Annotated in this window: 19 protein-coding genes; 10 read left to right on the top strand and 9 right to left on the bottom strand. The window is 63.3% G+C overall.

Annotated features, from left to right (window positions below):
- Positions 1-32 precede the first annotated feature (32 nt).
- The gene (gene xylA, locus NKH83_RS22320; RefSeq protein WP_352807494.1) at positions 33-1,358 is read right to left on the bottom strand and encodes a xylose isomerase; all 1,326 of its coding nucleotides are present in this window, start codon (positions 1,356-1,358) and stop codon (positions 33-35) included.
- 111 nt (positions 1,359-1,469) lie between these two features.
- Between xylA and NKH83_RS22315 the strand changes: the two genes are divergently transcribed.
- Positions 1,470-1,832 (top strand): nuclear transport factor 2 family protein, encoded by a 363-nt coding sequence (locus NKH83_RS22315; RefSeq protein ID WP_352480232.1) that lies wholly within the window; start codon positions 1,470-1,472, stop codon positions 1,830-1,832.
- 38 nt (positions 1,833-1,870) lie between these two features.
- On the opposite strand, the gene xylB is transcribed toward NKH83_RS22315, so the two are convergent.
- The 3 genes from xylB to NKH83_RS22300 form a co-directional block, all read right to left on the bottom strand.
- Positions 1,871-3,325 carry a xylulokinase gene (gene xylB, locus NKH83_RS22310; RefSeq protein ID WP_352480233.1) on the bottom strand — a complete coding sequence of 485 codons (1,455 nt, stop codon included), beginning with the start codon at positions 3,323-3,325 and terminating at the stop codon, positions 1,871-1,873.
- Positions 3,326-3,516: 191 nt separating this feature from the next.
- Positions 3,517-4,842: a tetratricopeptide repeat protein gene (locus tag NKH83_RS22305; RefSeq protein WP_352807489.1), complete on the bottom strand. Its 1,326-nt coding sequence runs from the start codon at positions 4,840-4,842 to the stop codon at positions 3,517-3,519.
- A 9-nt stretch (positions 4,843-4,851) separates the two neighbouring features.
- Positions 4,852-5,475, bottom strand: a complete 624-nt coding sequence (locus NKH83_RS22300; protein ID WP_352736816.1) for a LysE family translocator — start codon at positions 5,473-5,475, stop codon at positions 4,852-4,854.
- Positions 5,476-5,663: 188 nt separating this feature from the next.
- Between NKH83_RS22300 and NKH83_RS22295 the strand changes: the two genes are divergently transcribed.
- From NKH83_RS22295 to NKH83_RS22255, 9 genes are all read left to right on the top strand, one after another.
- Positions 5,664-6,428, top strand: coding sequence for a L,D-transpeptidase (locus NKH83_RS22295; protein ID WP_352807486.1), 765 nt, complete (start codon positions 5,664-5,666; stop codon positions 6,426-6,428).
- Between the two features lie 95 nt (positions 6,429-6,523).
- Positions 6,524-7,690, top strand: coding sequence for a diphosphate--fructose-6-phosphate 1-phosphotransferase (locus NKH83_RS22290; protein ID WP_352800695.1), 1,167 nt, complete (start codon positions 6,524-6,526; stop codon positions 7,688-7,690).
- A gap of 16 nt (positions 7,691-7,706) precedes the next feature.
- The gene (locus NKH83_RS22285; RefSeq protein ID WP_352807483.1) at positions 7,707-8,432 is read left to right on the top strand and encodes an MBL fold metallo-hydrolase; all 726 of its coding nucleotides are present in this window, start codon (positions 7,707-7,709) and stop codon (positions 8,430-8,432) included.
- A 365-nt stretch (positions 8,433-8,797) separates the two neighbouring features.
- Entirely contained in the window at positions 8,798-10,336 is a 1,539-nt protein-coding gene (locus tag NKH83_RS22280; RefSeq protein ID WP_352807480.1) for a DegQ family serine endoprotease, read from the top strand.
- Between the two features lie 128 nt (positions 10,337-10,464).
- A complete protein-coding gene (locus tag NKH83_RS22275; RefSeq protein ID WP_352480239.1) occupies positions 10,465-11,076 on the top strand; it encodes a molybdopterin-dependent oxidoreductase in 612 nt (203 codons plus the stop codon).
- On the top strand, positions 11,073-11,819 hold the full coding sequence (locus NKH83_RS22270; protein WP_352807477.1) for an FAD-binding oxidoreductase: 747 nt from the start codon (positions 11,073-11,075) through the stop codon (positions 11,817-11,819). The genes NKH83_RS22275 and NKH83_RS22270 overlap by 4 nt, the downstream gene beginning before the upstream one ends.
- Before the next feature lie 440 nt (positions 11,820-12,259).
- On the top strand, positions 12,260-12,463 hold the full coding sequence (locus NKH83_RS22265; protein WP_352480241.1) for a DUF680 domain-containing protein: 204 nt from the start codon (positions 12,260-12,262) through the stop codon (positions 12,461-12,463).
- Positions 12,464-12,534: 71 nt separating this feature from the next.
- Positions 12,535-12,741 carry a DUF680 domain-containing protein gene (locus NKH83_RS22260; RefSeq protein WP_254815995.1) on the top strand — a complete coding sequence of 69 codons (207 nt, stop codon included), beginning with the start codon at positions 12,535-12,537 and terminating at the stop codon, positions 12,739-12,741.
- Between the two features lie 69 nt (positions 12,742-12,810).
- Positions 12,811-13,050, top strand: coding sequence for a DUF680 domain-containing protein (locus tag NKH83_RS22255; protein ID WP_352807474.1), 240 nt, complete (start codon positions 12,811-12,813; stop codon positions 13,048-13,050).
- Between the two features lie 80 nt (positions 13,051-13,130).
- On the opposite strand, the gene NKH83_RS22250 is transcribed toward NKH83_RS22255, so the two are convergent.
- The 5 genes from NKH83_RS22250 to NKH83_RS22230 all read right to left on the bottom strand — a co-directional run bounded on the left by NKH83_RS22250 (position 13,131) and on the right by NKH83_RS22230 (position 19,688).
- The gene (locus NKH83_RS22250) at positions 13,131-14,243 is read right to left on the bottom strand and encodes an ABC transporter ATP-binding protein (protein ID WP_352480043.1); all 1,113 of its coding nucleotides are present in this window, start codon (positions 14,241-14,243) and stop codon (positions 13,131-13,133) included.
- A gap of 25 nt (positions 14,244-14,268) precedes the next feature.
- The gene (gene bglA / locus NKH83_RS22245) at positions 14,269-15,933 is read right to left on the bottom strand and encodes a beta-galactosidase BglA (protein ID WP_352807471.1); all 1,665 of its coding nucleotides are present in this window, start codon (positions 15,931-15,933) and stop codon (positions 14,269-14,271) included.
- 4 nt (positions 15,934-15,937) lie between these two features.
- The gene (locus NKH83_RS22240) at positions 15,938-17,092 is read right to left on the bottom strand and encodes a carbohydrate ABC transporter permease (protein WP_352667393.1); all 1,155 of its coding nucleotides are present in this window, start codon (positions 17,090-17,092) and stop codon (positions 15,938-15,940) included.
- A gap of 1 nt (position 17,093) precedes the next feature.
- Entirely contained in the window at positions 17,094-18,107 is a 1,014-nt protein-coding gene (locus NKH83_RS22235; RefSeq protein ID WP_352807467.1) for a carbohydrate ABC transporter permease, read from the bottom strand.
- Between the two features lie 225 nt (positions 18,108-18,332).
- The gene (locus tag NKH83_RS22230) at positions 18,333-19,688 is read right to left on the bottom strand and encodes an ABC transporter substrate-binding protein (protein ID WP_352452249.1); all 1,356 of its coding nucleotides are present in this window, start codon (positions 19,686-19,688) and stop codon (positions 18,333-18,335) included.
- Between the last annotated feature and the right edge of the window lie 53 nt (positions 19,689-19,741).

The raw sequence follows: 19,741 nt of genomic DNA, 5'->3' as shown, positions 1-19,741 counted from the left end.
CGCTGAACAATGCGGCCGCGGGATGGTACGCCTCAGACGTACCGGTTGACGATGTTTTCGAGTAGTTCCTGGCGACCGGATCTGGGCTGCGGCTCGATCTTCTCCTTGACGACGCGCTCGGCGATTTCCTCCAGCGTGCGCTTGCCGGCAAGCATCGCCTTGGCCTCGGCCGAATCCCAGCCGGCATAGCGCTCGGCGAGCGGGGCGGACAGCGCCTTGTCCTCGACCATGCGCGCTGCCGCCTTGAGGCCGCGAGCGCAGCAATCCATGCCGCCGATATGGCCGATCAGCAGATCCTGCGGATCGAGCGACTGGCGCCTGAGCTTGGCGTCGAAATTGGTGCCGCCGGTCTTGAAGCCGCCGGCCTGCAGCACCTGATAGTAGGCGAGAGCCATCTCCGGCACATTGTTGGGGAACTGGTCGGTGTCCCAGCCCGACTGGTAGTCGTTGCGGTTCATGTCGATCGAGCCGAAGATTCCCAGCGCATTGGCCAGCGCCAGTTCATGCTCGAACGAATGGCCGGCCAGGATGGCGTGGCCCTGCTCGATGTTGAGCTTGACCTCATTCTCCAGTCCGAAACGCTTGAGGAAGCCATAGACGGTGGCGACGTCGTAATCATACTGGTGCTTGGTTGGCTCCTGAGGCTTCGGCTCGATCAGGATGGTGCCTTCGAAGCCGATCCTGTGCTTGTAATCGACGACCAGATTGAGAAAACGGCCGGCCTGTTCCTGCTCGCGGGCAAGGTCGGTGTTGAGCAGCGTCTCATAGCCCTCGCGGCCGCCCCACAGCACGTAATTCTCGCCGTTCAGACGCTTGGTGACGTCGATGCAGTGTTTCACCGTCGCCGCCGAATAGGCAAAGACGTCCGGATCGGGGTTGGTGGCGGCGCCCGACATGAAGCGGCGGTTGGAGAACAGGTTGGCCGTGCCCCACAACAGCTTGACGCCGGTCTGCTTCATCTTTTCCGAGAAATAATCGGCGATCTCATCGAGCCGCGCCTTACTTTCGGAAAAGTCCCGGCCCTCCGGCCGCACGTCGGCATCGTGGAAGCAGAAATAAGGCGCGCCCAGCAACGAAAACATCTCGAAGGCGACGTCGGCCTTGAGTTTGGCCAACTCCATGGTGTCGGTGCTGCCGGCCTTCGGAAACCACGGCCGGTCAAATGTCTGGCCGCCGAACGGATCGCCGCCCGGCCAGGCAAAGGAATGCCAATAGGCGACGGCAAAGCGCAGATGGTCTTCGAGCCGCTTGCCGGCGACGATCTCGTCGGGATTGTAGAACCGGTAGGCCAGCGGATTGGTCGAATCCGGTCCCTCGTATTTAATCTGTTGGATGTCGCCGAAAAAACCGCTGCTCATGTTCTTTTCCTCTCGCATGGTTCGGCCTGATTACCTCAGGCGTAATTGGTTTCGCGCTGGCGCTGGTCGAAAAGGCTCATGTCAAAGCCACCCAGCGAAGGAGACAGAACCATGACCGACCTCAACACCATTGCCGAAAACTACATCGCCGCCTGGAACGAGAGCGACGCCGCACGCAGGAAAGCCTTGCTCGAGGCGACCTTCACCGAGGACGTCGGCTACCGCGATCCGATCATGCAGGGCGACGGCCATGACGGCATCGCCGCGCTGATCGAAGGCGTGCAGCAGCGCTTTGCCGGCTTCAGGTTCTCGCTGAAAGGCAAGCCGGACGGCTTCGCCGATACCGTCCGTTTCTCCTGGAATCTCGGGCCGGAAGGCGTCGAGTCCGTCATCGAAGGCACCGATATCGGCGTCATCGAGAATGGCCGGCTGAAAAGTGTTACCGGCTTTCTCGACAAGGTGCCGGCACAGTGAGGCCTTCTCGGCAGGCCACGGCGAGGGCGGGAAACCGCTCACGCCGTGGCGCTCCTGATCGCCGGGTAAAGCTGGCGGTAGCGCTGATAGGCATCTGCATAGGCACCGCCGAGGGCGGCGACCGGCTCGACCGTGGCGTCCGTCGCCGGCGCCGTGCACACGGCGCGCGGATCGGCGCCGGTCGCCGCGATCAGGCCAAGCCGGGCGGCGCCAAAGGCGGCGCCGAAATCGCCCTCGGCTGGAATATCGACTGGCAGGCCAAGCGCTGTGGCGATGGCCTTCAGCCAGTAGCGCGAACGCGAGCCGCCGCCGATCGCCGTCACCCGGGTCAGCGTCGTGCCGGCTTTGGCCAGGGCTTCGAGGCTGTCGCGGAAGGCGAAGGCGACGCCTTCGAGCACGGCCCGGGTCAGCGCCGCGCGGCCGGACTCGTGGGCAAGCCCGCTAAAGGCGCCCCGAATGACGGAATCATTGTGAGGCGTCCGCTCGCCTGACAGGTACGGCAGGAAGGAGACACCGGTCGGCGCCTGCAGCGCATCACCGAGTTCGGCGGTCAACTCGACGGCGCTTTTTCCCGCAATTGCCGACAGCCAGTTGAGTGAATCGGTTGCCGACAGGATGACGCCCATCTGGTGCCAGGTGCCGGGCAGTGCGTGGCAGAAGGTGTGCACCGCACTTTCCGGATTGGGCAGATAGGACGCGTTGGCGGCAAAAAGCACGCCCGATGTGCCGAGCGAGACGAAAGCCTGGCCGGCGCCGACCGTGCCCATGCCGCAGGCCGAGGCCGCGTTGTCGCCGGCGCCGCCGGCGATCGGGATGCCCGTCTGGATGCCCCATTTCGCAGCCAGTTCGCCGCGCAAGGCACCGGCCTTGGCCGTGCCTTCGACCAATGACGGCATCTGCCTTTCGTCCAGCGACGTCGCTGCTAGCAGTTCGGAGGACCAGGCGCGTTTGCCGACGTCGAGCCACGACGTGCCAGCCGAATCCGACATTTCCGAAATATGGTCGCCGGCGAGCCAGAGCCGCAAAAAGTCCTTCGGCAGCAGGACCTTTGCCACCTTGGCAAAAACAGCCGGTTCGTTGTTTTTCACCCAGGCGAGCTTTGGCGCGGTGAAGCCGGGAAAGACGATGTTGCCGGTCAGCTTGCGAAAGCGTGGGTCGGCATCGAGTGCAGCCGCCTCGGCGTGGCTGCGTGTGTCGTTCCACAGGATGCAGGGGCGCAGCACCTGGTCGGCGGCATCGAGCAGGGTGGCGCCATGCATATGGCCGGAAAGGCCGATGCCTTTAACCGCCGCGAGCTCCTTCGCATGCATGGACCTCAGCTCGGCGATCGCCGCTTCGCAGGCGCGAATCCAGTCGGCCGGGTTCTGCTCGGACCAGCCGGGATGCGGGCGCGACACATCGAGCGGCGCATGGCCGGAGCCGACGATGCCCTGCCTTGCATCGATCAGCAGCGCCTTGACGCCCGACGTGCCGAGATCGAGGCCGAGATACATGCTTCCTCCCATATCCGTCAGGCCTGGCGGCGACGGTCTTTCTTGCTCCCCGGCCCAGTCCTGCGACACGGACGGCGAAGATATCCCGGCAATCGTGCTGCCGGAAAAACGCTCCAGTCAACACGCGAAGATTTTTTCGACACTCGAAAAAATCTGGCCGGGGCAGTTTTTAAGGCAAGATTTAATCTTGGTCAATTCGCCGTGAGAGCGATTGCGCGCCGTGAAAACAGTGCCGACAACGGGCTGTCCGGCCGTGCCAGCGCGCGTTCCGCCGCCAGCGCCCTTGCCAGCGCGCCATCACCGGAACGCAATGCCGCCTCGATCAGCGTCAGGTCGATGACGTCGCGTTGGGCGTGGCTGCCGCCGAAGCGGTGGGCGATCGCCCGGATCGGCCGGATCAGGCGTATCGTCCCGGCATAATTGCCCTCGCCGAATGCCTTGATGGCGAGCGTCAGGGGATGGCCGACATCCCGGGTGAAAGCGGCGTTGTCGTCTTTGCCGCGCATCGCCTCGCGCTGCGCCTCGAGCAAGCCGCTGGCCGGCGCGTCGAGGCCGGCACCGACAAACGCCATCATTGCGTGGGCGTCGTTGAAGGCATAATGGCCGGCGCTGGCCTTGGGCAACCAGTTGGCGGCGAGCGCCGCCCAGCGGCTGCCGACATCGACGCCGCCGAGATGCAGCCGCCACAGGATCGCCGAGGCATCGACCATGTTGAGCGCCAGCGTCGAGCGCTCGCCATAGATCGGCCCGTCATAGAGCGCCAGCACCTCGTCGATTTCGCCAAGATCGTAGTGGAACAGCGCCAGGTGCCACCAATTGTGCACCTGCAGGAAACTTTCCCGCGTCCACGCTTCGGGATTGGCGCGCATCCACAGAATGCCGTCCTTTTGCCGGCTCTGCATCTCCATGACATGGGCCACCGCATGCTGAGCCCAGCCATCGCGCGGCTCGAGATCGACCGCCGTGCGGCCAAGTTTTTCGGCGCGCGCGTAATCGCCCATTTCCTCCAGGCCAAAGGCCTGCATGCCGAGTATGGCGTGATAGCCCGGCATGCCGCTCTGCCAGGACGGCAGCGCGCGGCCGATGCGGTCGCGCAGCATGCGCGCATTGCCGGTGAAGAAGTCGATCTGGTGCCCGGTCTGCAGCGCCAGCGCATCGAGCGGAAACTCGATGGCGATATCCTCCAGCACGCGGGCGGCCTCATGCCAGCGTCCCTCCGCAAGGTGGCCAAGGGCGGCGACATGCGCCTGCTCGCGTGTCGTCGCGGCAAGCGGCAGCGCCGCCTCGTGACATGCCTTGGCCACCGCCGTCGCCTCACGCTCGGTGGCGAGGCCAAAGAGATAACCCTTGAACACCTGCGCCATGACGAAGCCGGGATCGTCGGCGATTGCCCGGTCAATGGAACCGACCGGATCGCCGATGAAGCACTGCAATTCGCGCACGGCCCGGCTGTAGGACAAAAACCCGGCCTCCGTCGCACCAGACAGTGTCAGGCCCAATGCATCCCTGACCGCCATGGCGTGTCCTCAGTTACCCGATCGCATCGCCACCGTGGCGATGCCTGCGCCGACCAGCAGCGTGCCGCCGGTGCGGTTGAAGATGCGGATCGCCTTTGGATTGCGCACGACGTTGCGCGCCCTTGCGGCGATCAGCGCATAACCGAAGGCGTTGGCGAAGGCGAGCGTCAGGAAGGTCGTCTCGAAGATCAGCATCTGTGTCCAGAAATCCGCATGCCGGTCGAGGAACTGCGGCAGGAAGGCGACGAAGAAGGTGATGCTTTTCGGATTGAGCGCAGTAACCAGCCAGGCATGCGCCGCCATTTTCGCCGATGACACCGCATCGGTGCGCGGTTCGGCCCGGAGCGCGCCGCCGGCGCGAAACAGCTTGATGCCGAGATAGATCAGATAGCCGGCGCCGATCACCTTCAGCACCGTGAATACGGTGGCCGACGCCGCCAGCAGCGCGCCGATGCCCAGCATCGACAGTGTCATCGCGGTGAAGTCGCCGAGCGCCACGCCGACTGCCATCGGCAGCGCGGTGCGCCAGCCTTGGCCGAGTGCATAGGAAACCACCAGCAGGATGGTCGGGCCTGGAATGACCAGAAGGACTGCCGAGGCGGCGGCAAACGCGGCCCAGTTTTCGAAGGACATTTTCTTCTCCTTGAGCTTAAAGAAGAGGATAAATCCTTGGCCTCGCGCAGATGTAAAGAGGCAAGAATCGAAAAAGCCCCTCGTTAACGCCAGGCGGCTGGCCTTCACGCTTTTTCAACCATGATTGGTGAAAATGCCTGCTATCCGGCCGGACCGTGTTTCCCGCCGACAGCGTAGGGTTTGGGTAAATGCGTGACTTGCCGCACGGTCTGTCGCTGCCGCATAATGGCGACGCAATCGAAACCGAACTACAGCTTTCCCGCCGCACGGTGCTGTCCGGCGCCGGCGCGCTGGCGCTGCTCGGCATTGCCGGCTGCAGCCAGACGCTGGATCTGCCGTCGCTCCAGCTCGACGACGTCACTACCGGCTCGATCCGGCCGGTCCGTCCGAGCATCAGCGTCGACAAGAACATCACCAGCCCCGACGTGATGTACGCTTCGCTCACCGACGGTGGCTTCAACGTGCCGGAAGTGCCCTATCTGAAGGTCAAGCCGGAGTTTCGCCGCCAGATCGTCGTCGATCCGACCGGCGAGCAGCCCGGTACCATTGTCGTTCACTCGCAGGAACGGCTGCTCTATCTGGTGCAGCCCGGCGGCGAGGCGATCCGCTACGGCGTCGGTATCGGCAAGGACGGATTCCGCTGGTCCGGCCGCGCCAACATCCAGTACGGCAAGGAATGGCCGGTCTGGACCCCGCCGCCCGAGATGATCGCCCGCAGGCCGGAACTGGTGAAGTGGCAAGGCGGACAGCCGGGCGGCCTCGACAATCCGCTCGGCGCGCGTGCCCTCTACATCTATCAGAACGGCAGCGACACCGGTTATCGCATCCACGGCTCGCCCGAATGGTGGAGCATCGGACAGGCGATGTCGTCGGGTTGCGTGCGCCTGATCAACCAGGACATCATCGACCTCTACAGCCGCGTCTCCAAGAAAAACCCGGTCGTCGTCGTCTGAACGGCGGCTTCGCCTTCAGCGATCACTCTGCCGTTGCGCGATGCCGCAAGACAGGCGAATGTGCCTGCGATTTCATCGCCCGGGAGACGTGAACAATGGCCGGAACTTTTGTCATCGCGCAGGGCGGCGGCCCGACCGCCGTCATCAACCAGACCGTGGTGGGTGCTGCGCTCGAAATCCGCAAGCGGCATCCCGGCGCCAAGGTGCTGGGATCCATCCACGGCGTGCGCGGCATTCGTGACGGCAATTACGTCGATCTTTCCGCCATCCCCGAGGACCGCCTGCGGCTGATCGCGGCGACGCCGAGCGCCGCGCTTGGTTCGACGCGCGACAAGCCGGATGCCGCCTATTGCGACCTCATCCTCAATGGCTTGAAGAAAGCCGGCGCCGACGCCTTCATCTATATCGGCGGCAACGACACCTCGGGCACGCAGCAGATCCTCACCGACGCCGCCGGCGGCAAGATCGCCTTCGTGCATGCGCCGAAAACCATCGACAACGATCTCGAGGAGAACGATCACACGCCCGGCTTCATGTCGGCGGCCGAGTTCGTCGCTGGAGCATTCCTTTCGGTCGATCTCGATTTCCGCGCTCTGCCGGGCATCTATGTCGGTATCGTCATGGGGCGGCATGCCGGTTTCCTGACGGCCGCATCCGCGGCCTGGCAGCTCGACCAGGACAGCGGCCCGCATCTCGTCTACGTGCCGGAGCGGCCGTTCTCGGCGGCCGGTTTCATCGACGACGTGCGCGCCACGCTCGACCGCCACAAGCGCTGCATCGTTGCCGTCTCCGAAGGCGTCAGCACCGCCGACGGCAAGGCGCTGGTCGAAAGCCTGGTGCCGCCGGAAAGGCTGGAGCGCGACCAGCACGGCAACGTCAAGCTGTCGGGCAGCGACCTGCCGGCAGCCTTGGAGCGCGCGCTCGCCGAAGGATTGCCGGGCAAGCGGGCGCGCGTCGATGCGCTCGGCTACATGCCGCGCGGCTATGTCGGCGCCATCAGCGCGGTGGACGCGCAGGAGGCCTTCGATGCCGGCGCCTTCGCCGTCACCGTGGCCGACGAGGGCGGCGGTTCGGTGGCGCTGCAATATGACGGCAAAAAAACCGTGCTGAAGAAGGTGCCGCTGAAGAACGTCGCCGGCAAGACGCGCCATATGCCGGATGATTTCATGCTGCCCGACGTCAACCGGCTGTCCGATGCGGGCATGGCCTATCTGAAGCGGCTGGTTCCGCGAAAGTACAAGGTCGGCAAGCCGTTCGTCTGATGCCGGCCTTGATCTGATGGACAGCTGGTTCAGCAAAACCATCGTCGACGCCAAGACGATGATGCTGACCGAGCCCTTCGTGCATGATTTCGTGCGCGCCAACATCTGGCATGTGCGCGGCCGCGATGTCGACCTGCTGGTCGACACCGGCATGGGGATCTGCCCGCTGGCGCCGCAGATCGACACGCCGGCCGGCAAGCCGCTGCTCGTCGTCGCCACGCATATCCATCTCGATCATGTCGGCTCGCTGCACGAGTTTCCGTTGCGGGCAGGTCCGCGCCACAGCGCCACGCAGTTCGACAGCATGGACGAAGCGGTGACCTACGCCTACATGTTCCATGATCTGGAGGGCGCCGTCTCCAGACTGCCGGCAAAGGGCTGGAAAGCGGCCGATTACAGGATTCCACCGGCGCCGCTGGACCGGACCCTGGACGAGGGCGATAGGATCGACCTCGGCGACCGGCAATTCCGTGTCCTGCACCTGCCCGGCCACTCTCCGGATTCGATCTCGCTGTTCGATGAGACAGACGGCCTGTTCTTCGCCGGCGACGCCATCTATGACGCCACGCTGATCGACGACCTGCCGGATTCCGATCGTGCCGCCTATCGCCGCACCATGCAGCGGCTGCTCGACCTGCCGATCCGGATCGGCCATGGCGGTCATGGACCGAGCTTCGACGGCAGGCGGATGCGCGAGATCGCCTCGGCGTATCTCAGGCGAACGGACGGGACAGCGGCATAGAAGCCTTGGCGGGGCAGTGAGGGGCGGCCTGAAGCGATTTGGCTTGGGCAGCTATTTTGTTCTTGCTTTGTGCCGGCAGCTATGCTAGTAATTTGGCTATGGTGCTGATTTGCCCCAACGACCCGCCGCAAGGCGGGTTTTTGTTTTCGGGTTTCGGCGCCAGCCCGGCACGGCGGTTGCCAGCCGAAAATTAAATCTTCGTAACATTATCTGGAAACCATGATCGGCGCCCTAGATGCGGGGCTGTCGATCCGGTCGGCTGCCTGACAGGCGAGACAGGCAAGGCCGACGACCGACGCGCCGATGAATTGTTCCGGTGACGGAACGTTAGGGCGCTTCACCAATCTCTCGCCCGGACAACGGCCATGTCACCAATCCAGACCCTTCGCAGACATCGCGTCGCCGCTCTGCTGGGCGCAGCGCTGATCGTCAGCCCTTTCGCCCTGCCTCTCGCTCCCAGGCTGAATGATGTCCTGGCGGCAACGGTCACCCCTCCCGTCACCGGCATGACGGCGCCGAGCGGCTCGTTCGCGCCGGTCGTGGCGGCCGATAAACCGGCGGTGGTGACCATCACGACGGTCATGAAAGTACAACAGCCCGACACCATGAGCGACGCCTCTCCCTTTGGCGGAACCTCCCCTTTCGACGACTATTTCCGCCATTTCTTCGGTGACCAGGGATTGCCCGCTCCCAAAACACCGCCGGAACAGGCGCCGCGCACCGAGGCGCTCGGTTCAGGCTTCATCGTCGCCAGCGACGGCACCATCGTCACCAACAATCACGTTGTCGATGGCGCCCAATCGATCAAGGTGACGCTCGACGACGGCACCGAGCTTCCCGCCAAATTGATCGGCCATGACGCCAAGAACGATCTTGCCGTGCTCAAGGTCAAAGCCGGCAAGCCCTTGCCGACCGTCAGATGGGGCGATTCCGACAAGCTCATGCCGGGTGACCAGGTGCTCGCCTTCGGCAATCCGTTCGGCCTTGGCACCACGGTCACGGCCGGCATCGTCTCGGCGCGCGGCCGCGACCTGCACAGCGGGCCGTTTGACGACTTCATCCAGATCGACGCACCGATCAACCGGGGCAATTCCGGCGGCCCGCTGACGGATGTGAACGGCAATGTCGTCGGCATCAACACGGCGATCTTTTCGCCGAATGGCGGCAGCGTCGGCGTCGGCTTCGCCATCCCCTCGGACCAGGCGCAAAAGGTCGTCGCCAAGCTGATGAAGGGCGGCTCCATCCAGTACGGCTACCTCGGCGTCCAGATCCAGCCGGTGACGCCTGATATGGCGAGCGCCATCGGCCTCGATCACCCCGCCGGCGTGCTCGTCGCGCAGGTCAGCGACGGATCGCCGGCCGCCAAGGCCGGCATCGAGACCGGCGACGTCATCACCAGCTTCGCCGATCGCGACATAAAGGACCCAAGGGACCTGTCGCGCGCTGTCGCCGACGTTGCGCCCGGCACGAGGGAAACCCTCAATGTCTGGCGCAAGGGCCAAAGCCTGCAGATCTCCGTCGAGATCGGGCGCAACGAAGACGACATGGCAACGGGATCGGTGACCGGCGATCAGGGTCAGCCGTCGACGGAGCAGGGCCTCCGTTCACCGGCGCTCGGTCTCCGCCTGATGGATGTCACCCCGGATGTACGCCAGGCAATGAACCTGGCAGGCAACCAGCACGGCGCACTGGTCGAGCGCGTCGACCCGAACAAGGCGGCATCGGCTTCCGGCATCCAGCCCGGCGATATCATCGTCGCCGTCGACCAGCATCCGGTGAGAAGCGCCAGGCAGGCTAACCAGGCGATTGTGCAGGCTGCCAAATCCGGCAAGAAATCGGTGCTGCTGCTTGTCCAGCGCGGCGACGCCCAGATGTTTGTCGCCGTCCCCTTCGCCAGTGGCTGAGGCAGGCGCCGCGCTGCCAAGATCGATGGAGGGCATTGCCGGCCGAGCCAAGATTTCGGTTGCCCGCGCGCGCGTCTTCGAGAAAACTGACAAAGGTCGATTGGACCTTGCGCAAACGGATATTCTCGATGGCTACCCGAGGTTTCTCTTCCGGACGAAAGCCGCCGACAGATACGGGTGCACGTATCCCGCCGGGGCAATATCTCGAGCAAGGTTTCCCGGTCCTGTCGGCCGGCCCGACGCCGCATGTGCGCACCGAGGATTGGTCGTTCACGCTTAAGCACGGGCCGCGGCCGATCAAGAAGTGGAACTGGGCCGAGTTCAACGCGCTGCCCCTGACCAAGATGACGCGCGACATCCATTGCGTCACCGCATGGACCAAGTTCGACACGGCCTGGCAGGGCGTGCTGGTCGACGACATCCTTGCCGACGCCGGCATCGAGCCGCCCACCGCCTTCACGCTGGCGTTGGGTTTCGACGGCTATTCCACCAACGTGCCAACGAAGGATCTTACCGGCGGCAAGGCGATGGTGGCGCTGCTTTACGAGGGCAAGCCGATCACCCCCGACCATGGCGGCCCGGCGCGGCTGCTCGTTCCGCATCTCTATTTCTGGAAATCGGCCAAATGGCTGAACGGGCTGCAGTTCACCGAGCGTGACGAGCCGGGTTTCTGGGAGTTGCGAGGCTATCATATCTATGGCGACCCGTGGCGCGAGCAGCGCTACACGAACGATCCATGAGCGACGCACCGGCGGCGCAGTCGCCCTGGCAGATAGTCACCATCACCCGCATCCAAAAGCGCACGCCGCGCGTCACCCGCTTTTTCCTGCAGCCGTCGCGGCCCTTCGCCTACCGTGCCGGACAGCATGTCGATGTCAGGCTGACGGCGCCTGACGGTTATCAGGCGCGGCGCTCCTACTCCATCGCCTCGGCACCGGAGACCGGCGAGACCATCGAGCTGGCGATTGAAAAACTCGAGGACGGCGAGGTCTCGCCGTTCTTTCACGAGATCGCGGCGGTGGGCGACGAGTTCGAATTGCGCGGGCCGCTCGGCGGCCATTTCGTCTGGTCCGACGGCGATGGCGGACCGCTCCTGCTCGTCGGCGGTGGGTCGGGCGTGGTGCCGTTGATGTCGATGGTCCGTCACCGGGCGATGCGGGGGTCGCTGGTTGCCGCCGCCCTGGTGGTTTCGGCGCGGGTCTGGGACGAGGTGATCTTTCGCGATGAGCTGATCGACCTCGCCGAGCGCCGGGATGGCTTCGACCTGGTGCTGACGCTGACGCGCGAGCCGGCCCGCCGTCCGGCGGATTATGCGCGGCGGGTCGACGCCGCGATGATGGTGCAAGCCATGACCAGGTTGCCCGCGCCGCCGAAGCTGGCCTTTGTCTGCGGCTCGAACGCATTCGTGACGGCCGCCGCCGAGGCACTGATCGATGCCGGGGTGCCTGCGGCTCTCATCCGCACCGAACGCTACGGGGTCTGACCCGGTTCTGCTTGCCCGGTTGCTGCCTTTGCCGGCCGGCCTAAACGGGCCGAAAACCGGCAGAACGGCGAGGCCGCGCTTGGCTGAAATGGTTAACGATTCGACAAACAACCCCGGCTGCGACTTTTATCGGTTTAAAAAATCGAACCGAACGGTTCGTTTCTGTTGACAATGCGTGCAGGACGCTGTGAACGCTGCCTTCCAAGTCCCCTTGCAGTCAGACCGAGGCGATGGGCTATCTTGTTGACATTAAACGGTAAAAATGTGGCGGAGGGAGTCCGTGGCACAATTTCAAGGTGTAGATTCTTGGTCCACACCAAACAACTTCGTGATTGGAAACTGGCCATTGGCTTTCCCACATCGGGGCGGTCCGAACGACGCGAACTCCTCCCAAGACACGCCGCTAGACGGACTGAGACTAAGATACTGGAGTACTAAAAATGAAAAAGATCGCTCTTGCCGCCGTCGCCGTTTTGGCCATCACCGGCAGCGCCTTCGCCGGCAGCGACAATTATGGTTCCAATGGTGCGAACCAGCCTGCCGCCTCGGGCGACAGCTCGTACACGGCTTCCATTCAGAAGCCGGCTGATGCTGACAAGCAGCCTGTCCAGGGCGCCGACCGGAACCTCTTCGGCAATAACTAACAGCCGATCCCAGCATCAGGGCGGCGGGCATATCCGCCGCCCGGGATCTGAAAAAATTCAGGAGTATTGAAATGAAAAAGATCTTTCTTGCCGCCGTCGCCGTTTTGGCCATCACCGGCAGCGCCTTCGCCGGCAGCGACAATTATGGTTCCAACGGAGCCAACCAGCCGGCTGTCGCGGTCGACAGCTCGTACACGGCCTCCCTCAAGAAGTCAGATCAGGCTGAAAAGCAGCCGGTCGGCCAGGGCGCCGATCGCAACCTCTTCGGCAACAACTAACAGCCGATCCCACCATCAAGGCGGGCGGGCATGCCCGCCGCTTTGATCCGAAAATCCAGGAGTATCCAAATGAAAAAGATTGTTCTTACTGCCGCCGCTCTCTTGATTGCCGCCGGCGGCGCCTATGCCCAAAACGACAATGTCGGCGGGACCGACATCAATAAGCAGTCGACCGTCAATGTCGACAAGACGCAGACATATTCGGTGCGTAACAGCAACTCGCCGATCTACAAGTTGCTGAATTCGTCTGGCGATGGGCCCAAGTCCGCGCCTCAGGGCGCCGACCGCAACCTCTTCGGCAACAACTAACAGCCGAACCGGAATTAGAAACAAGAGCGGCGGGCCATGCCCGCCGCTCTTGTCTTTTGCGTGGCGGAAAAACGCCTGCCTCAAGCCGCCTTTGCTTCTGCTTCATGGAGCGCGAAGGAGTGTCCGTCCGCGTCGAAAATATGCAGGTCGCCGGCATCCGCCGTCAGCCGCATCGACGCCCCGCGCTTGACCTCGACATTGCCCGGCAGCTTGGTCACCAGCGGCAGGTCGGCGCGGCCGATGTCGACATAGACGAGTTGGACCTCGCCGAGCTGCTCGACATAATCGACCGTCCCTTCGAACAAATAGTCGGCGCCGGCTGCGATCATCAGATCCTCCGGCCGCACCCCGAAGCTCACCGCAGCGCCTTTCGCTGAGGCAGGCGTTGCGATCGGCACCGTTGCCTTGCGGCCGCCGACATGGCTGACGACCGTCGGGTTGCCGGTCCTGTCGATCGTCGCCGGCAGGATGTTCATCGCCGGCGAGCCGATGAACTGGGCGACGAACAGATTGCCGGGCCGCTTGTAGAGCTCCATCGGCGTGCCGACCTGTTCGATATGGCCTTCCTTCAGCACCACGATGCGGTCGGCCAGCGTCATGGCCTCGACCTGGTCGTGGGTGACATAGATCATCGTTGTGGCCGGCATCGATTCCTTGAGCTTGGCGATCTCGATGCGAGTGGCGACGCGCAGCGCCGCATCGAGGTTGGATAGCGGCTCGTCGAACAAGAAGACCTTGGGATTGCGCACGATGGCGCGGCCGATGGCGACACGCTGGCGCTGGCCGCCCGACATCGCCTTGGGCAGGCGGTCGAGATATTTGGTCAGCTGCAGGATCTCGGCCGCCTGGCGCACCCGCTTGTCGATCTCGGCCTTGCTTTCCTTGCCGATCTTCATCGAGAACGCCATGTTGTCGTAGACGGTCATGTGCGGATAGAGCGCATAGGACTGGAACACCATCGCGATGCCGCGCTTTGACGGCGGCACGTCGTTGACAATCTCGCCGTCGATCTTGAGCTCGCCTGAGGTGATCTCCTCCAGCCCGGCGATGCAGCGCAGCAAGGTGGACTTGCCGCAACCAGACGGACCGACGAAGACGATGAATTCGCCCGACTTTATGTCGAGGTCGACGCCGTGCAGAATGTTGAGATTGCCATATGATTTCCTCACTTGCCTTAGCGTGACATCGGCCATGGTACTCTCCAGTTCTTCCTTGAATTCAGTCGATACGCCCGAACCAGGCGCCATAGCCGCCGAGGCGGATAGTGCCGGCGCCAGTCTGTCCCGAAAACCCGTGTCCCGGCAAGGGCTGCAGTGAGCGGCCGCCAAGATCGACCTTGGCCGGCTTTGCGCCGAGATTGAAGGCGCAGACGATCTGCTCGTTGCCTTCGCGGCGTGTGAAGGCGACGGTGTCGCCGTCGCTTTCGATGAACTCGATATCGCCCTTGGCCAGTGCCGGATGAGCACGGCGGAAAGCCAGGAAGCGCCGGTAGTGCTCGAGCAGCGAGCCGTCGTCGCCCTGCTGCACATTGACCGCTTGCGCAAGATGCTTGGCCGGCACCGGCAGCCAGGGCTTTGCCGTCGAGAAGCCGCCATTGCGGGCAGCGCCGTCCCAAACCATTGGCGTGCGGCAGCCGTCGCGGCCCTTGAATTCGGGCCAGAAGCGGATGCCGTATGGGTCCTGCAGATCCTCGAAGCTGAGTTCGGCCTCGCTGAGCCCGAGCTCCTCGCCCTGATAGATACAGACCGAGCCGCGCAACGACATCAGCAGCGCCGAGATGACCTTGAGGTACGCGGTCGGGTCCGGCTCGGCGGCTGCCCAGCGCGAGGCAGGGCGCATCACGTCATGGTTGGAGAAGGCCCAGCACGACCAGCCATCGCTGGCCACCTTGCCGAACGTTTCCAGCACCGAGCGCACCTTTGCCGCGCTGATCTTCTCCGGCGCCAGGAAGTCGAAGGAGTAGCACATATGGACGCGCTTGCCGCCGGCCGTATAGGCCGCCACGACTTCCAGCCCACGCTGCGAATCGCCGACTTCGCCAACCGCGGCCGTCGCCGGATATTCATCGAGCAGGGCGCGGAAGCGTTCGAGGAAGCCCAGGTTTTCAGGCCGGCTCTTGTCGTAGAGATGGTCCTGGTAGTTGTAGGGGTTGACGGCCGGCGCCGTCTGGTCGTTGCGCTGCTCGGGCGGCAGCGGCGGATTGTCTTCCAGGCCTTGGCTGTGGAAGTAGAAATTGATGGTATCGAGGCGGAAACCATCGACGCCGCGCTCCAGCCAGAAGCGGGTGACATCGAGCAGCGCGTCCTGGACCGCGCGGCTGTGGAAATTGAGGTCGGGCTGCTCGGCCAGGAAATTATGCAGGTAATATTGCTGGCGGCTGGTGTCCCACTGCCAGGCCGAGCCACCGAAGATCGACAGCCAGTTGTTGGGCGGCGTGCCGTCCGGCTTGGCGTCCGCCCAGACATACCAGTCGGCCTTTGGATTGCTGCGGCTGGAGCGGCTCTCCTTGAACCAGGGATGGACGTCGGCGGTATGCGAGAGCACCTCGTCGATCATCACCTTGAGGCCAAGCCGGTGCGCCTCGGCGGTCAGCGCGTCGAAGTCCGCCAGCGTGCCGAACATCGGATCGACACCGCAATAGTCCGACACGTCGTAGCCAAAGTCCTTCATCGGCGATTTGAAGAACGGCGAGATCCAGATGGCGTCGACGCCGAGCGAGGCGATATAGGGCAGCCGGCCGATAATGCCTCTGAGGTCGCCGATACCGTCGCCGTTCGAATCCTGGTAGCTGCGCGGGTAAATCTGGTAGATCACGGCACCTCGCCACCAGTCGCGATCGATAGCGAGATCGGGCTTCGGTGTGGCCTTCAAAGCGGATTGCATGAACTCAACCTCCTTTCACCGAGCCGGCAAGCAGCCCGCGGACGAAATAGCGCTGCAGCGAGAAGAACACGATCAGCGGCACGATGATGGTAACGAAGGCCGACGTCGTCAGGATCTCCCAGTCGCCGCCGCGCGAGCCGAGCAACGCATTAAGCTTGGCGGTCAGCACGATCTGGTCGCCCTCGGTACCAAGGAAAACCATTGCCACCAGCAGATCGTTCCACACCCAGAGAAACTGGAAGATGGCGAACGAGGCCAGCACCGGGAACGACAAGGGCAGCACGATCTTGACGAAGATCTCGAAATCGCTGGCCCCGTCGATGCGCGCCGACTCCATGATCTCGCGCGGCAGGCCGGCAATATAGCTCCTCAACAGATAGATGGCGAAAGGCAGGCCGAAGCCGGTATGCGCCAGCCAGATGCCGAGATAGGTCTTCGACGGCACGCCGAAGAAGCTGCCGACGCCGTTATAGAGCTTCAACAGCGGGATCAGCGACATCTGCAGCGGCACGACCAGGAGGCCGATGATGACGGCGATGAGCAGAGCCCGGCCGGGAAAGCGCATCCAGGCCAAAGCGTAAGCGGCGAACGCGGCGATCAGGATCGGGATGACGGTCGCCGGAATGGTGACGGTCAGCGAGTTCATGAAGGAGCGGCCGATGCCTTCCGAAAACAGCACCGTGTCGTAATTGTCGGTGGTGAATTTCGGCGGCGCCGAGGAGGCGTAATAGACGCGCTGGCCGCGTTCGCTTTCAAAAGCCTTCGGCGAGGTCATGACGAAACTGCCGTCGGCATTGAGCTGCAGGGTCACGCCGTCGCCGAGATCGGCTGTCGTGCCGGCGGGATATTGCGTCGGCGCTGCCGACTTGACGCCGAAGGCGCTGATGTTGCGGGCAGGGCCGTCGCCGAAGATATTGCCTTGCAGAACGAACTTGCCGTCCTTCTCGACCTGCGCCGACGCGGGCGGCAGCCGTCCGGCTTCCGTCTGGCTGGAACTGGTGAACGAGTTCCACCAGCCCGAAGCGATGATCTGGTCCTTGTCGCGCAGCGACGAGACCAGAATGCCGAGCGTCGGGATCGTCCAGATCGCAACGAATATGAAGACGGCGATATGGACGCCGAAACGGCTGACAAAGGACTTTCCGGTCGAGACAGTCATCTCAATGCCCTTCCGTCTCTTTGTTCGCCTGGCGGATGTTCCAGACCATGATCGGAATGACCGCTATCATGATGATGATGGCGATGGTGGCGCCGCGGCCGAAATCGCCACCGCCGCGGAACATCCAGTCGAACATCAGATTGGCCAGCACCTGGCTGTTCCACTGGCCGTTGGTCATGGTCAGCACGATGTCGAAAACCTTCAGCACCAGGATGGTGATGGTGGTCCAGACGACGGCGATGGTGCCCCAGATCTGCGGCACCATGATCTTCCAGAAGATCTGGAAAGGGTTGGCGCCGTCGATGACGGCGGCTTCCAGCGTCTCTTCCGGAATGCCGCGCAAGGCCGACGACAGGATGACCATGGCAAAGCCGGTCTGGATCCAGATCAGGATGACCATCAGGAAGAAGTTGTTCCAGAACGGCAGCGATATCCAGACCTGCGGCTGGCCGCCGAAATACTGGATGATGGCGTTGAGCAGGCCGATCTGTGTCTGGCCCTCGCCGCGATATTCATAGATGAATTTCCAGATGACGCTGGCGCCGACGAAGGAGATGGCGAGCGGCAGGAAGATCAGGCTCTTGGCGATGGTGCCCCACCAGATCTTGTCGGTGAGCACGGCGATGATCAGGCCGAGGAAGGTGCAGGCGGCTGGCACCACCGCCAGCCACAGGATGTTGTTGAGGATCGAATTGCGGAACTCACGGTCGCCGAACGCCCATTGATAGTTGGCCAAGCCGACGAAATGGGCGCCGCCGCGATCGAGGAACGACAGCCTCAGCGTCTCCACCACCGGGTAGATCAGATAAATGGTCAGGATGATCATCGCCGGGCCGACGAACAGCCAGGGCCGGATCACCCCCTGCCGGCGCAGATTGTCGATCGCCGCCTTGCCCGAAACGCCGCGTGCCGGAAAGATCGTGTCGAGTGCCTTGTTGGCACCCCAGAAATAGGCGACGCAGCCGCCCACGCCGATGATGATGACGAATATCGCCGAAAAAATCTGAGCCGCCATGGGTCCCTCCCCCTGCGCACGGATCCGCCAGTCGAGAATGGCTTTGGCGACGGGATCATGCGCCGATTCAGTTGTCTGGAGCGCGACCAGCCGAAAAGCAGGTCACTGGGCGCGCGTCATGCCGGAATGCGTCGTGCTCACGACAATCGACGCGACGCCGAGCACCGAAGAAGGTCCGGGCAGTTTGAGGCCCGGACCGCATCACATGGGACTCGAGCCGGCCGCTTACTTGATCGCGTCCCAGCTTTTCTGGATGTCGGTGGCGACGTCCTGGGCGGACTTGCCACCGACCAGGTCGATCATGCCGGTCCAGAACGCGCCGGCGCCGATCTTGCCCGGCATCAGGTCGGACCCATCGAAGCGGAAGGTCGAGGCGTTGGCCAGGATCTCGCCCTGCTTCTTCAGCGCGTCGCTGGCATAGGCGTCCTTGTTGACCGACTTGAACGGCGTCACGAAGCCGCCCTGTGCCATCCAGATCTCATGAGCGAGCGGCAGCTTCAGGAATTCGATGAAGGCGCGGGCACTCTTGCTATCTTTGGTGATCATGGCAAGCGTGCCGGCGCCGAGCACCGGAGTGCCGAGCTCGGGCTTGGAGGCGTAGGGCGGGTAATAGAAGAAGTCGGCATCCTCGCCGATCTTGGTGCCTTGCGGGAAGAAGGTCGGGATGAACGATGCCTGGTGGTGCAGATAGCATTTCGGCGGCACCGAGAAGAGGCCCTTCGGGCTGTCGCGGAAATCGGTCGCCGCAACCGCCTTGGCGCCACCCTCGACCATCTTGTCGTCGGTCGCGATTTTGCCGAAAATGTCGATGGCGTTGACCACGGCCGGATCGTTGAACGGAATTTCGTTCTTCACCCATTTGTCGTAGGTCTCGGGCGTCTGGGTGCGCAGCATGATGTCTTCGACCCAGTCGGTCGCCGGCCAGCCAGTGGCGCCGCCCGAACCAAGCCCGATGCACCATGGCGTGCCGCCGTCGGCGATGATCTTTTTTTCGAGCTCGGCAAGCTCTTCCTGCGTCTTCGGCACCTTGTAGCCGGCTTCCTCGAAATTGTCCGGCGAGTACCAGACCAGCGATTTCACGTCGGCCTTATAAGGAAAGGCGAAGAAGCCGGGCTTGCCGTCCTTGTCCTTGAAGGTGCCGAGGTCGACCCAGGATTGGCCGGCGCCGTAATTGTCCTTGACCCAGTTGGCTGTGTCGTCGCCGAGCGGCGTCAATAGGCCCTTCGATGCCAGATCCTGGATCAGGCCCGGCTGCGGCAGCACGGCGATGTTGGGCGGGCTGCCAGCCTGCGTGTCGATGACGATCTGCTGCTCGTAATTCTCCGACGAGGAATACTTGATCTCGGCGCCGGTGGCTTCGGAGAAATAATCGAGAACGGTGCGGATCAGCCCTTCGTCCTCGCCGCGCCACGGCCCGAAGATTGTCAGTGTCTCGCCCTTGAGGTCGACCTTCTTGAGCTCTTCGTAGTTGGCCCAGTTGAAACGTGGATCTTCGCCCGGCTTGAACTTCAGTTCGGCTTGCGCGGGCATGGCCAGGGCGAGCGTGGCAAACGCAGCGCCCAGCAGAAGCATTTTTTTCATCGGTATTCCCTCCCAGTGGTGACAAACACCGAACGAAACCTCCATTCCGTCCG

It is taken from the genome of Mesorhizobium sp. M0909 (assembly GCF_040319515.1).
Lineage (GTDB): Bacteria > Pseudomonadota > Alphaproteobacteria > Rhizobiales > Rhizobiaceae > Mesorhizobium.
Note: the sequence above shows the minus strand (reverse complement) of the source record. Positions and strands in the feature narration are given on the sequence as shown.

What these genes read in the sequence shown, in the direction of transcription:
- xylA (WP_352807494.1), bottom strand. Translation starts at nt 1,358, where the DNA reads ATGAGCAGCGGTTTTTTCGGCGACATCCAACAGATTAAATACGAGGGA.
- NKH83_RS22315 (WP_352480232.1), top strand. Translation starts at nt 1,470, where the DNA reads ATGACCGACCTCAACACCATTGCCGAAAACTACATCGCCGCCTGGAAC.
- xylB (WP_352480233.1), bottom strand. Translation starts at nt 3,325, where the DNA reads ATGTATCTCGGCCTCGATCTCGGCACGTCGGGCGTCAAGGCGCTGCTG.
- NKH83_RS22305 (WP_352807489.1), bottom strand. Translation starts at nt 4,842, where the DNA reads ATGGCGGTCAGGGATGCATTGGGCCTGACACTGTCTGGTGCGACGGAG.
- NKH83_RS22300 (WP_352736816.1), bottom strand. Translation starts at nt 5,475, where the DNA reads ATGTCCTTCGAAAACTGGGCCGCGTTTGCCGCCGCCTCGGCAGTCCTT.
- NKH83_RS22295 (WP_352807486.1), top strand. Translation starts at nt 5,664, where the DNA reads ATGCGTGACTTGCCGCACGGTCTGTCGCTGCCGCATAATGGCGACGCA.
- NKH83_RS22290 (WP_352800695.1), top strand. Translation starts at nt 6,524, where the DNA reads ATGGCCGGAACTTTTGTCATCGCGCAGGGCGGCGGCCCGACCGCCGTC.
- NKH83_RS22285 (WP_352807483.1), top strand. Translation starts at nt 7,707, where the DNA reads ATGGACAGCTGGTTCAGCAAAACCATCGTCGACGCCAAGACGATGATG.
- NKH83_RS22280 (WP_352807480.1), top strand. Translation starts at nt 8,798, where the DNA reads ATGTCACCAATCCAGACCCTTCGCAGACATCGCGTCGCCGCTCTGCTG.
- NKH83_RS22275 (WP_352480239.1), top strand. Translation starts at nt 10,465, where the DNA reads ATGGCTACCCGAGGTTTCTCTTCCGGACGAAAGCCGCCGACAGATACG.
- NKH83_RS22270 (WP_352807477.1), top strand. Translation starts at nt 11,073, where the DNA reads ATGAGCGACGCACCGGCGGCGCAGTCGCCCTGGCAGATAGTCACCATC.
- NKH83_RS22265 (WP_352480241.1), top strand. Translation starts at nt 12,260, where the DNA reads ATGAAAAAGATCGCTCTTGCCGCCGTCGCCGTTTTGGCCATCACCGGC.
- NKH83_RS22260 (WP_254815995.1), top strand. Translation starts at nt 12,535, where the DNA reads ATGAAAAAGATCTTTCTTGCCGCCGTCGCCGTTTTGGCCATCACCGGC.
- NKH83_RS22255 (WP_352807474.1), top strand. Translation starts at nt 12,811, where the DNA reads ATGAAAAAGATTGTTCTTACTGCCGCCGCTCTCTTGATTGCCGCCGGC.
- NKH83_RS22250 (WP_352480043.1), bottom strand. Translation starts at nt 14,243, where the DNA reads ATGGCCGATGTCACGCTAAGGCAAGTGAGGAAATCATATGGCAATCTC.
- bglA (WP_352807471.1), bottom strand. Translation starts at nt 15,933, where the DNA reads ATGCAATCCGCTTTGAAGGCCACACCGAAGCCCGATCTCGCTATCGAT.
- NKH83_RS22240 (WP_352667393.1), bottom strand. Translation starts at nt 17,092, where the DNA reads ATGACTGTCTCGACCGGAAAGTCCTTTGTCAGCCGTTTCGGCGTCCAT.
- NKH83_RS22235 (WP_352807467.1), bottom strand. Translation starts at nt 18,107, where the DNA reads ATGGCGGCTCAGATTTTTTCGGCGATATTCGTCATCATCATCGGCGTG.
- NKH83_RS22230 (WP_352452249.1), bottom strand. Translation starts at nt 19,688, where the DNA reads ATGAAAAAAATGCTTCTGCTGGGCGCTGCGTTTGCCACGCTCGCCCTG.